This window comes from Chryseobacterium sp. S90, from assembly GCF_047444895.1.
Lineage (GTDB): Bacteria > Bacteroidota > Bacteroidia > Flavobacteriales > Weeksellaceae > Chryseobacterium.
The window spans coordinates 434,315-446,809 of record NZ_JBLGCX010000003.1 but is presented as its reverse complement, the minus strand read 5'-3'; the positions used below and the strand labels follow the sequence as shown (position 1 = coordinate 446,809).

Genomic DNA, 12,495 nt, shown 5'->3' with positions numbered 1-12,495 from the left:
TTTATTAGGCTTAAATAGCAAATTAACAACGATGAAAATTTTCTCACCATTCAATGATAAAATTTACTACTTTCGTCTGATAAAATGTAAACAATTTTAATAATAAGTTATCAAAAACATATTTTAATTTGATACTTTTTCAACAGCAGCTAAAAACATACCATAAACACACGATCTCATGAAATTTAAGATACTTTTAGCATTAATTTTTGTCAACCTGATGCAGGCACAAAAATTTTACTTTCCGAAGACCGCTGTAACAGACTCTCTTATACTGGAAAAACAGATGCCGGGACTTGCACAACAAGTGATCCCCCAACTTCAGTCCGAAAAAAATAAACCGGAAAACAGGGTTGACCTTCTGGACAATCTTTTCCGTTTACAAATGGTAGCTCAGGATTATAAGAATTCGTTGGCTTCTCTGTCGGAAAACCGCAATCTCTTTGCCGATCACCATATGGGAGATTATAGATATATCGGGTTTGAATTGTACAGCATGGCTAAACTGGCGCAAAAGGAAAGCAATATCTCTTTTCCCAATGCCCTTGAGAAAGTATTTAACCAAAAATATGAAAGTCTTCCGAAAAAACTGATTCCCAGACTGCCTCTTGCGGTTGACGGCAATGTAAGAGAATCCAGAAAACAAATGAAAGAAATACTGGACAAACAAAAAAACAAAGACAGTATTGATTATAAAACCGCTCTATCATTATGTAAAAGTTATCTCAGCTATAAAACGTATTCAAGCATCAAACCTCAGGTAGTGCAGCTGCTGGCATCAAAAGACAAAGAACAATTCATTATTGAAACCAAAGATCTTAAGATAAAAAACGGGAATATCCTGACGATTACCATTGTCCGAAAAAAAGGAAATACTTCCCCACTTCCTGTTATTCTTACCAATAATATCTATGCAGGACTATTTGATGAATTCTTTGGAAAAAGAGCTGCTACGTATAATTATGTAGGAGCTGTTGTCAATACCCGCGGCAAAAGAAACAGTAATAATGTAAATGATCCTTTTGAGCACGAATCAGAAGATATCTATGAAGTGATAGACTGGATAAGCAAACAGCCATGGTGCAACGGGAAAGTAGGAATGATTGGCGGAAGTTATCTAGGTTTCAGCCAATGGGCAGCTGTCAAAAAACTGCATCCTGCATTAAAGACAATCGTTCCGCAGGTTGCTGTAGGAATCGGGATCGATTATCCTGCTCAGAATAATATTTTTATGAGCTATATGCTGCAGTGGATACAGTATGTCACCAACAACAAACTTACGGATGAAGTAGACTTTGGTAATTTCGCAAAATGGAATTTAATCAATACAGAATGGTATAAAAGCGGAAAATCATTCAGGGCTTTGGACACAATAAGCGGAAAAACCAGCAAAATCTTTCAACGATGGCTGGATCATCCGGCATATGATGAGTACTGGCAGAAAATGGTTCCTTACAAAGAGGATTTTTCTAAAATAAACATTCCTATTCTGACGACAACCGGATATTATGATGATGATCAAATCGGAGCGTTATATTATTTTAAGCAACACCACCTATACAATAAAAATGCGGACCATTATCTGGTAATAGGTCCTTACAATCACGGAGGAGCACAGAGTTTCGGCTTCACTTACGTGAACGGCAGTCCTATTGATCCGGTGGCCAGAATAAGCATTGACGATCTTGCTTTTTCGTGGTTTGATTATATTCTTAAAGGAGGCAAAAAGCCGGAAATTTTAAAAGACAGAATTAATTTTCAGGTGATGAACACCAATACCTGGAAACATGTTGCTGATCTTGATAAAATGCATACCTCAACTGTAAAATTCTACCTTCAGGACAAGAAAAACACAGCTTCAGTGTTTAATAAGCCGGAAACCCAAAGCTTCACAAAACAAATTGTTGATTTTAAAAACAGAGATCAGAAGGACACCTACTATAAAGTCAGCAAAAAAGACAGCATAAAAATGACCAATTCTGTTGCTTTTGAAAGCGAAATACTGGATAAAGATATGATCATGAGTGGAAATCTCTCAGGGGTTTTCAATGTTTCCATCAACAAAAAAGATTTTGATACGGATACTTATCTGTACCAGATTCAGCCAGATGGGAAATCCTCTCTACTGTCCACTCATATTGTAAGAGCCAGCTATGCAAAGAACAATGAAGTAAGACAGCTTCTTGAACCCAATAAAATGGAACAAATCCCGATTAACAATTCTTATGTTATGAGTAGAAAAATAGAGAAAGGGAGCAAGCTTCTGCTGTTGGTGGGCGTTAATAAAAATCCTAACTGGCAGATCAATTACGGGACAGGCAAGGATGTAAGTGATGAAACGATAAAAGATTCCGGGGAACCCCTTGAGGTAAAATGGTATAATGACAGCTATGTGGAAATACCTGTTTATAAAGACTAAAACTTTTTATTTAAACGAGTTACGGAAGACTTTATACTATAAAAAAAGCAATGAGATTATTTCATTCTTTAATGATAAAAATTCTTAATTTAGTCGGCTAAAAAATAACCAATGGGCACTCAATGATCAGGATCATATTTTGATGTGGTACTTTTTCATCAGCAGCTCAAAAACACATCATTAATGAAATTTAAAATACTCGTAGCATTAGTTTTTGTTAACCTAATGCAGGCTCAGAAATTTTACTTTCCGAAAACGGCAACAACAGATTCTGTAATTTTGGAAAAACAAATTCCGGAACTAGCATTAAAGGTTATTACGGAACATCAGTCTCCTAAAAACAAACCGAAATCTACCGTCACATTTTTAGACAACCTATTTCGTTTACAGCTCGCTGCAAAAGATTATAAAAATTCTATTACAAGTTTAGCGGATTATCGTAAAGAATATGCAGATCATAATATGGCAGGGAACAAATCTCTAGCTTATGAAATCTACAGCATGGCCAAACTGGCGAAAAAGGATAAAAAAACTGCTTTTTCCAGTGCTCTTCAAACTGCATTTACTACAAAATATGAAAGTTATCCTGATCCACTGATTGCCAAGATCGGGACCATTCTGGATGGTGATGTAAAGGAATATAAAAAATCTCTGAAAGTTGCACTTGACAAGCAAAAAGATAAGGACAGTATAGATTATGCTTCTGCTCTGGCTTTATGTAAAAATTATGTAAATTTTAAGACCTATTCCAGCATCAAGCCTCAGGTAATGCAGCTGCTGAAAGTAAAGGAGCAGGAAAAATTCATCATCGAGAGCAAGAACCTGACCTTAAAAAACGGAACAACACTTACGATTACTATTGTACGAAAAAAAGAAAATACATCTCCCCTTCCCGTTATTCTTACCAATAATATTTATGCCGGAGAACTTGTAGATGCAGGGATGGGAAAAAGAGCAGCGGTTTACAATTATGTAGGAGCTGTAGTTAATACACGTGGAAAAAGAGGCAGTAATGACCCTAATAATCCGTTTGAAGATGAAGCACAGGATCTTTATGAAGTCATAGACTGGGTAAGCAAACAACCATGGAGCAATGGTAAAGTAGGAATGATAGGCGGGAGCTATTTAGGATTCAGCCAATGGGCAGCTGCCAAAAAACTGCATCCGGCTTTGAAAACAATTGTACCTCAGGTTGCGGTAGGAATCGGAATTGATTATCCTGCTCAAAACAATGTATTCATGAGCTATATGATGCAATGGATCCGCTATGTGACTAATAATAAGCTGACCGACGAAGCAACCTTCACCAATTATCCAAAATGGGATTCTATCAATACAGCATGGTATAAAAGTGGCAGGTCATTCAGAGCTCTGGATTCCATCAGCGGGAAGCCCAATAAAATTTTCCAAAGATGGCTGGATCATCCAGGTTATGATAAATACTGGCAGAAAATGGTTCCTTATAAAAAGGATTTTGCTAAAATAAACATTCCTGTTTTGACAACCACTGGCTATTATGATGCTGACCAGATCGGAGCTCTGTATTATTATAAACAGCACCACATATACAATAAAAACCCTAACCATTATTTAGTGATAGGTCCTTATGATCATGCAGGAGCTCAAAGCTATGGATACAATTATGTTTATGGTACCGGGAGTACCCTCATAGATCCTATAGCCAGAATAAGTATTGATGAACTTGCTTTTTCATGGTTCGATTATATTCTGAAAGATGGAAAAAAACCGGAACTTCTAAAGGATAAGGTCAATTTCCAGATTATGAACAGCAATACATGGAAGCATGTTCCTACTCTTGATAAAATGCACTCTTCTACTTTTAAATTTTATCTTCAGGATCGTAAAAACGGTTCTTCAGTTTTTGAGAAACCCACAAGCGAGCAATTTACCAAACAGACCATTGACTTTAAAGACAGAAATCCGAAATATCTTTACCATAAAGTAAGTAAACAGGACAGTGTCTATGTAACGAATTCCGTTTATTTTGAAAGTGAAACTTTGGACAGAGATATTATACTAAGCGGAAATTTATCCGGAGTATTTAATGTTTCTATTAGTAAGAAAGATTTTGATCCCAATACCTTATTATATCAGGTGACACCGGATGGGAAGACATTTTTATTATCTACACACCTTACAAGGGCTAGCTATTCAAAAGATAATTCCAAACGTCAGCTTCTTAAGCCCGGCAAAAAGGAGCTGATCCCGATCAAAAACTCATTGTTCATGAGCAAAAAAATAGAAAAGGGAAGCAAACTCGTATTATTGGTTGGAGTTAATAAAAATAAAAGCTGGCAGGTCAACTATGGTTCTGGGAAAGATGTAAGTGATGAAACAATAAAGGATGCTAATGAACCTCTGGAAGTAAAATGGTACAACGACAGCTATGTGGAAATACCTGTTTATAAAGACTAAAGCCTTTTGTTTGAGCATTTTTACCTAAATGTTCTTAACAACTGTTAACATCAAAATAAAAAATCATTACATTTGCTTTTTTTCAAATCAAATATAGTTATTGAATGAGTCAACTTTTTAGAAGAAAAATCTATTCAGATACAGATACTTCAACGGGGCTTTTAAGAGTCTTGGGAGTATGGGACATTGTATTTTTTGGTATTGCGGCTATAATCGGAGCTGGAAGTTTCAGCAGTTTGGGAGAGGCCGTTTTCAGAGGTGGTCCCGGTGTTATCCTTTTATATTTGATTTGTGGTTTTGCCTGTGGGTTTACTGCTTTATGCTATGCAGAATTTGCCAGCAGAATTCCTACCGCAGGTTCTGCCTACACTTATGCCTACGCCAGTTTTGGTGAGCTGATTGCCTGGATAATCGGCTGGGCTCTGATCATGGAATATTCTTTCGGAAATATCTATGTAGCATTTTCCTGGTCAGATTATTTTACCAGTTTCTTAGGCCGTCTCGGAATGCATATCCCTGATTACCTGACCTGCAGCTATACTGAAGCAAGGAAAGCGGTTCAATATGGTTCAGAAAACAAAGAACTTTTAAACGCCTGGAAAACAGCTCCATTGATAGGAAGCTTAAAATTTATTGTAGACATTCCCGCATTGGTAATCAATGGTTTAATCACATGGCTTTGTTATGTAGGAGTAAAAGAAAGTAAAAACTTCAACAACTCTCTGGTTATTTTAAAACTGGCAGTGATCATATTGGTAATTCTTGTAGGCTGTGCCTATGTAAACACTGAAAACTGGACCCCAATAAGTCCAGCTACCGGAACACCTTCATTTATGCCGAACGGTTTTGCCGGGGTAATGAGTGCAGTATCCGGAGTATTCTTCGCTTATATTGGATTTGATGCCTTAAGTGTACTTTCCGAAGAAACTAAAGATCCACAAAAGACCTTACCAAAAGGGATGATCATCTCTCTTGTATTATGTACCGTAATTTATATTGCATTAACGCTTGTACTTACAGGAATGGTAGATTATAAAAAGTTTGACGGCGTGGGAGATCCGCTTTCATTCATATTTGAAAAAACAAATGCTAATGTAGCCTGGATGGAACTTGTTGTTTCCTTCGTTGCCATTGTTGCCATTACCACAGTATTATTGGTTTTCCAGATGGGACAGCCTAGAATCTGGTACGCAATGAGCCGTGACGGACTAATGCCTCAGAGATTCCAGAAGGTACATCCAAAATATAAAACCCCTTCTTACGCAACTATCGTTACCGGAATTGTAGTAGGAATTCCTATCCTATTCACAGATAAAACATTTATCCTTGATTTTACAAGTATCGGAACTATTTTCGCATTCGTATTGGTATGTGCGGGAGTGCTTATGCTTCCGGCGAAAGAGAAAATCAAAGGCAGGTTTCACCTTCCGTATGTGAATGGTAAAATTATTTTCCCTGTTGTTTTCATTGGAGGTTTACTAGCCTTCTACAAATGGCAGCCGGAATTTTTTGATAATCTGATGAACTGGTCAGATCCTAGCGAAGGAGAATTCAGAGCGTCTATTTTCTTCTTTATCATCATTAACCTGATCTTATGTATAGTCGCTTTTATCAAGAACTTATCATTGATTCCATTGGTTGGATTAAGCTCATGTCTGTATCTTCTTACGGGAATGAGCCATGAAAACTGGTTCTGGTTCGGAATGTGGTTCCTGATCGGGATGGTTATTTATTTCTGCTACGGATACAAAAACAGTAAACTTGGAAAAGAATTAAAGAATAGCTAAAAAAAATATTAGCAAACCGCGAAAAGGCAAAATGGCAAAAAAGTCGAACATTTAAACAGACTGATTTGCGATTTTGCTTTTTTGTTTTTACACTCTAAAAAAATCGGCCGAATTATTGCTTTAAGTCCAATAGAATCAATAAACTAACCTACCATGGCTGAAAGAATTAAAACCTACAGAGAATTTTATCAGTTTTATCTTACCGAACACAGTAAAACAGGAACCCGGATTTTTCATTTTATCGGAACACTGCTCGTATTTTTCGTTATAGGATATGTCATCAGTTCCGGAAAGGAAAGGTTTCTGTGGTATATTCCTATTTTTGGATATGGATTTGCCTGGTTCAGTCATGCAGTGATTGAGAAAAACAAACCTGCCACTTTCAAGTATCCTTTATGGTCTTTAATTTCAGATTTCAGACTATTTTTTGAACTGCTGATTGGTAAGCAGAAATTCATAATGCCTGATAATAAACCTCAGAATCAGGAATAACCTTAAGCATTTTCTTTTTCTTTTTAGTCTAAAAGTATGAATTTTGGAAAACGCAAAGGCGCAAGAGTCTATGTGTTGCGTATATTTTAAGGAGCAAGAACATTTCGACTTCGCTCAATATTAGATTTTCAGCAAAATTATACGAGATCAATTTTATCGAAGATAAAATCCTTGCGTCTTACATGCACATGTTTGTAAGAATCTTAGCGGCTTTGCGTTTTCCAACCTTCTATGTTGAGATTGCTTCACCTTCGGTTCGCAAAGACTATAATTCTATGGGATTTTATTTATTTGGGTAAAGCTTCTTCCCTATAAGATATCCCAATGAGGGTAGAATAAAAGACATTACCACCGGGAATAGCAATGACAGACCGGAACCCTCAAGAATAATCGTTAGAGGAAAAAGATATCCATTGTAAACAATGAGTGCCAGTGTGAAAAGAAAGCTGTCACTATTTCCTGTAGAAAGAATATTGAAATCACTTCCAAACTGATCGAATACACCGGAACAAACGAATAAGAACACATTCACAAAAAATACCCACAGAACCGTTCTGTAAATCATTTTCTTTTTTGCATTCAGATATCCGGCAAAGATCAGAAGTAAAGATAAAATTCCTGAAACAAAAAAATCTATACCGGAAAGATCTGTCTCACCACCAGTTCTTCCAAAGAAATACATCGCATAGAGAACAATATTAAGAAGATAGATTACCGTTACATAATTCATACATCAAGTTTTACTATTGGCCGTTAGTATTTTTTCTCAAGGATATCATAGTGGATCGTATTTACAACCTTTTCTGCGAGAGCATCTCCTTTTACTTTAATTGGATTGGAAATATAACTTGAAAAAGTCATGGTGTTATCTTTATTCAGGGTCACTTCCACTTCTTCGAGAATATTCTGGTCATCTACATAAAACTGAATTCTGTTTTCTATGATTCTCCAAAAAGAAAGTCTTGGCTCAGATGGACTGCAGTCCCCTGTTTTCCCTTCTACATAATTATAAATGGCATATCCGTCTTCCCTGATTGCATAATTTCTCATCAGACGGCAGTTATCAAATTCTTTTACCACTTTCTTTTTATTTTCATAAAACCCGGCTTCCTTCAGTTTCCAAAACCCTGTAACATCTTCTTTCTTTAATTTCTGGGCATTAATACAAGAAACTGCTATAAGAAAAGCAAGAGAAAATATCTTCTGCATAAATAAATTTGTGTGTTTTTTATATGATTTTAAACGAATATACAATAATTAGAATAAAGCAAAGATTTTCAGCGGGCGGCTCCGCCGCCCGCTGAAAATCTAAACCCTAAACTCTAAACCTTGAACCTTGAACTCAGCTGCTATTTAAATTTCTTCTTAAAACTAAATTTAAGCCTGTTCATTAGCCCGGGTTCTATGATGTCAATTCCAATTCCGAAATTACTGTCTGCAACGGTATGATGGTCTGTTCTGAACTTTTCAAATTCACTTTGAGGAATCTCAAGATTAATCAGAGGATTGTATTCGATGTATACACTTGCTCCATTCCTGCTTACTTTTTTACGGCTTTTATAATCAAAATACGGATTGGCAATGGTGCATTCCTGAACCGTATATTTTTCTTCGGTGTCAATTTTCTGATCCGTATAGAGATTAATCTCATACTTTTCGCTATCGAAATTATGCCAGAACGATAAATCTTTATGCATAAAATCCCTTGCACTTGCCTTTATAACATTTCTGTCAAAATACATAAGGAAACGGTTGTTCTGTGGATCTACATAGTAAGGATTCTCAATGATAGCAGTATATTGAATCTTCACATCATTCAGTCTTTTATCATCGCTTATCACATCAATTGCTGCATCTTTGAACACATTCCGTACATCTGTACCATTTCTGTCACCTGAGTAATTCAGGGCATAGAAAAGGAAATTATTCCAGCTGTCGATAATTTCTCTTTTGTTGGTGCTTTTAAAATACCTTCTCATGGCGTTGGCCCTGCTTCCTTTGTAGGTTGTTGACAAGGTAAATCTACCAACATTTCCCTGTACATTAAAATCTACTTTTTCATCAATACAGAAATAAGGGAATCGATAAGGTTTTCTTACCTGAAGCTCCTGATCTTTTTTCACTTCCAGATAATGCATAAAATACATGAATCCTCTGTTTTCAATCAATCCGAATTCATCACGGATCGTAGCATCTATAAAGTATTCCTGACCGTTATAATTCACTTTTACAACAACATGATTGAAGCTTAACAGTGACGGAAGGTAATACTTGATATAATAATCTGTGTTGAAATTCACCAGTACAACAGAAGCATCCACACCAATATAATCAAGGATCACTTTTAATAAAACTGATTTTGCTTTACAGTCTCCCTGCTTGTTTTCATAAGTTACAGACGGCGCCTGAGGCTTGTGCCCATTCATTTCATCCGCATTGAAGATATAATAGATGTGGTTCTGAACATACTCTATGGCAAACTGAAGCTTTTCACCCTGATCAGTAATAGCATCCAGCTTTTCAATCAGGTTCGGAGCAAAATCCTTCAATGAAGAGCTATTAAAAACCTCATCATAAAGAGGCACAATATAATTGGAAAGATCTTTCCAGCTGCTTTCTGTAGCAAAGTCTACATAAGGGAAAATTTCTCTTCCGGAATCTACAGGGTTAATATAATTCTGCTCTTCTATTACAAACCTTTCTCCTTTTTTCAGATGATTCGTTTCCGGTTCAAGAACATTTCCCTGCTCGTCTCTGAAGAATGTCTTTTTATAGGCAATTGTCTGTTCACGTTCATTGATAAAAGTGAATTTAAAATTACCATACGCCCAGTAATTATCCGGACTTACCCATACATATTTTGAGAATTCCTTTCTCAGGAAATCCCGGTCTGTAAATTCTTTAATCCTTGAATCTTCTAAAATCAGTACATCATACAGCCTAAGATCTTTGATGGTAATATTGATCTTTTTATTACTGCTCAAAACACCTCCGCTGCTCTGGTTTTCACTGTCAAGAACTTTGATATTTGTATCCGGAATTTTATCTATCAGTACCCCATCTCTCAAAACACTGATTCTGTGAATCTGATAGACTTCATTTTCTTCCACAATGACGTCAGACACGGAAGCTCTCTCCAGATTTCCCGGCTCGTTCAGCGTATAAGCCATACAGACATATTCACTGTTTTCCGTATTGCTGGTATAGTATTTTTTGTCTAAAAAGTAGCAGTAATCCCGGCCTTCATCAATTTGTTTTTTGGCAAATCCGGAGTCTTTGATTCTGTTTTTTATTTCCTCATCCCCGATATTTCCTGCCCACATTTCAGGTTTTTGAATCCTGTAATTTTCAACTTGCATTTGATTTTCCATATTTATTGTAAGAATTATGTTTTGTGGTTAGTGTTTAAGAACTTCAAATTAAATGATTAAAAAAATAAAAAGCAATAGCAGAAGTACTACAAATTCAGGAAAGCCAGTTCGGCATGGTAATTGCGAGGTATGGGGAAAAAATCAAGTTTATGAAAAGTATCGCAACAATTCTAAAAGGGGCAGCACCCGCATTAGCATTATTCGCAATGACGCAATGTACAACAGCAGCAAGTGCATCGGCAGGAGATGAAACAACTTTCATCGTAGGACCACAAACAGCAGACTGTACAGGCGTAGCTCCTATGAAATGTCTGCAGGTAAAAGAAAACGCTTCCGGAGACTGGACCAATTTCTACAGCAATATTGAAGGGTTTACCTATGAACCCGGATATGAATATGTTTTAAAAGTAAAAACAGAAAAAATTGCCAATCCACCCGCTGACGGATCATCCATAAAATACACCTTGGTAAAGCAGGTTTCTAAAACAAAAAAGAAAGAAATGGCAGCCAATGAAAAAACACTTATCGTAGGACCACAAACGGTAGACTGTTCTGCAGGAGCAGGGCGAATGAAGTGTATGCAGGTAAAAGAAAGTGCTTCTGAAAGCTGGACCAATTTCTACAGCAACATCGAAGGTTTCACCTATGAACCGGGTTACGAATATGTTTTAAAAGTAAAAACAGAAAAAATTGCCAATCCTCCGGCTGACGCTTCTTCCATCAAATATACATTGATAGAACAGGTTTCTAAAACGAAAAAATAACAAAAAAAGCTTCTGAAAATTTCAGAAGCTTTTTTGTTATGCAGAAAGCCGGAGGAATGAAGTCTGAAGTTATCTTTGACAATCAAAGAAAATTCTTCAATGATTCATCTTTTCAGTATTCATAACCTTTCCCTTATTTTAAAATCCGGCTTCTTTTTGAGGAGGATCCGGATATTTACCTTTACTGGCCTCTCCTACCGTATTTGCAGTTGTCATAGCTACTACAAGATCATTCAGCATACTGCTGGCTGCCGTTGGTGAATTGGGAAGAAGAACCAGGTTGCTTCTATTACTTGCCCCTATGGAATGTAATGTATCATAATGCTGTGTCACAACGATAAGTGCTGATGCTTCGTGTGAATTGATCTCTACATTATTCAGCATTCTTACAGACTCTTCAAGTCCTTTTGCAATTTCTCTTCTCTGATCGGCGATCCCCTGCCCCTGCAGTTTTTTAGACTCAGCTTCCGCTTTGGCAACGGCTACAATTCTGATTCTTTGTGCTTCTGATTCATATTCTGCTGCGGTTTTTTCTCTTTCCGCCGCGTTAATTCGGTTCATTGCATGTTTTACCTGTTCATCCGGATCAATATCGGTAACCAAAGCTTTGATAATATCATACCCATAGCTGTTCATAGCCTCCTGAAGCTCACTTTTTACAGCAATCGCCACATCATCTTTTCTTACAAAAACATCATCCAGTTTCAGTTTTGGAACCTCAGCTCTTACCACATCAAAAACAAATGAAGTAATTTGATTTTCAGGATTTTCCAAACGATAGTAAGCATCTGAAACCTGATTTCTGATGACCTGATACTGAACTGAAATTTTCATTTTAATGAAAACGTTGTCTAATGTTTTGGTATCAATCATTACATCCAGCTGTTGAATTCTAAGATTCAGTCTTTTAGCAATCTGATCTATGATTGGCAGTTTAAGATGAAGCCCGGAATGTTTCACAGCCCGGAATTTTCCAAAACGTTCAATAATCGCTGCGGTTTCCTGTTTAACGACAAAGAACGAAGCGAATAAAATGATTAGCCCGAAGAAAATAACGGGCGCTAAATATATTCCCATAGTTTTTAATTTTTTAATAAGTCGTAATAAATCATGTTTTGTTAAAACATTTTTATTGGTATCTGCTTAAATATATGAAAAATAAATGTAAGATTTGACACATGACCATCTAATAATGAAAGTTATGAATGAATCATTTTTAAATTAAA

Annotated in this window: 9 protein-coding genes; 5 read left to right on the top strand and 4 right to left on the bottom strand. The window is 36.5% G+C overall.

Annotation, left to right across the window (positions count from 1 at the left end; all coding sequences use genetic code 11):
* Positions 1-178: 178 nt before the first annotated feature.
* The 4 genes from ACLMCG_RS11940 to ACLMCG_RS11925 all read left to right on the top strand — a co-directional run bounded on the left by ACLMCG_RS11940 (position 179) and on the right by ACLMCG_RS11925 (position 7,134).
* Positions 179-2,419 (top strand): CocE/NonD family hydrolase, encoded by a 2,241-nt coding sequence (locus ACLMCG_RS11940; RefSeq protein ID WP_413959707.1) that lies wholly within the window; start codon positions 179-181, stop codon positions 2,417-2,419.
* A gap of 183 nt (positions 2,420-2,602) precedes the next feature.
* Entirely contained in the window at positions 2,603-4,855 is a 2,253-nt protein-coding gene (locus ACLMCG_RS11935) for a CocE/NonD family hydrolase (RefSeq protein WP_413959706.1), read from the top strand.
* Positions 4,856-4,959: 104 nt separating this feature from the next.
* A complete protein-coding gene (locus ACLMCG_RS11930; RefSeq protein WP_223601600.1) occupies positions 4,960-6,642 on the top strand; it encodes an APC family permease in 1,683 nt (560 codons plus the stop codon).
* 153 nt (positions 6,643-6,795) lie between these two features.
* Positions 6,796-7,134 (top strand): DUF962 domain-containing protein, encoded by a 339-nt coding sequence (locus tag ACLMCG_RS11925; RefSeq protein WP_223601601.1) that lies wholly within the window; start codon positions 6,796-6,798, stop codon positions 7,132-7,134.
* 283 nt (positions 7,135-7,417) lie between these two features.
* Here the strand turns inward: ACLMCG_RS11925 and ACLMCG_RS11920 are convergent, their stop codons facing one another.
* From ACLMCG_RS11920 to ACLMCG_RS11910, 3 genes are all read right to left on the bottom strand, one after another.
* Positions 7,418-7,864, bottom strand: coding sequence for a hypothetical protein (locus ACLMCG_RS11920; RefSeq protein ID WP_413959705.1), 447 nt, complete (start codon positions 7,862-7,864; stop codon positions 7,418-7,420).
* A gap of 23 nt (positions 7,865-7,887) precedes the next feature.
* The gene (locus tag ACLMCG_RS11915) at positions 7,888-8,343 is read right to left on the bottom strand and encodes a lipocalin family protein (protein ID WP_413959704.1); all 456 of its coding nucleotides are present in this window, start codon (positions 8,341-8,343) and stop codon (positions 7,888-7,890) included.
* Positions 8,344-8,483: 140 nt separating this feature from the next.
* On the bottom strand, positions 8,484-10,505 hold the full coding sequence (locus ACLMCG_RS11910) for a hypothetical protein (RefSeq protein ID WP_413959703.1): 2,022 nt from the start codon (positions 10,503-10,505) through the stop codon (positions 8,484-8,486).
* 149 nt (positions 10,506-10,654) lie between these two features.
* Between ACLMCG_RS11910 and ACLMCG_RS11905 the strand changes: the two genes are divergently transcribed.
* Positions 10,655-11,269, top strand: coding sequence for a DUF4377 domain-containing protein (locus tag ACLMCG_RS11905; protein WP_223601605.1), 615 nt, complete (start codon positions 10,655-10,657; stop codon positions 11,267-11,269).
* A 138-nt stretch (positions 11,270-11,407) separates the two neighbouring features.
* On the opposite strand, the gene ACLMCG_RS11900 is transcribed toward ACLMCG_RS11905, so the two are convergent.
* Positions 11,408-12,346: an SPFH domain-containing protein gene (locus ACLMCG_RS11900; protein WP_223601606.1), complete on the bottom strand. Its 939-nt coding sequence runs from the start codon at positions 12,344-12,346 to the stop codon at positions 11,408-11,410.
* Between the last annotated feature and the right edge of the window lie 149 nt (positions 12,347-12,495).

Bases quoted from the DNA above. Each gene is read 5' to 3' on its own strand.
- ACLMCG_RS11930 (WP_223601600.1), top strand. From the start codon at position 4,960: ATGAGTCAACTTTTTAGAAGAAAAATCTATTCAGATACAGATACTTCA.
- ACLMCG_RS11920 (WP_413959705.1), bottom strand. From the start codon at position 7,864: ATGAATTATGTAACGGTAATCTATCTTCTTAATATTGTTCTCTATGCG.
- ACLMCG_RS11900 (WP_223601606.1), bottom strand. From the start codon at position 12,346: ATGGGAATATATTTAGCGCCCGTTATTTTCTTCGGGCTAATCATTTTA.
- ACLMCG_RS11915 (WP_413959704.1), bottom strand. From the start codon at position 8,343: ATGCAGAAGATATTTTCTCTTGCTTTTCTTATAGCAGTTTCTTGTATT.
- ACLMCG_RS11940 (WP_413959707.1), top strand. From the start codon at position 179: ATGAAATTTAAGATACTTTTAGCATTAATTTTTGTCAACCTGATGCAG.
- ACLMCG_RS11910 (WP_413959703.1), bottom strand. From the start codon at position 10,505: ATGGAAAATCAAATGCAAGTTGAAAATTACAGGATTCAAAAACCTGAA.
- ACLMCG_RS11905 (WP_223601605.1), top strand. From the start codon at position 10,655: ATGAAAAGTATCGCAACAATTCTAAAAGGGGCAGCACCCGCATTAGCA.
- ACLMCG_RS11935 (WP_413959706.1), top strand. From the start codon at position 2,603: ATGAAATTTAAAATACTCGTAGCATTAGTTTTTGTTAACCTAATGCAG.
- ACLMCG_RS11925 (WP_223601601.1), top strand. From the start codon at position 6,796: ATGGCTGAAAGAATTAAAACCTACAGAGAATTTTATCAGTTTTATCTT.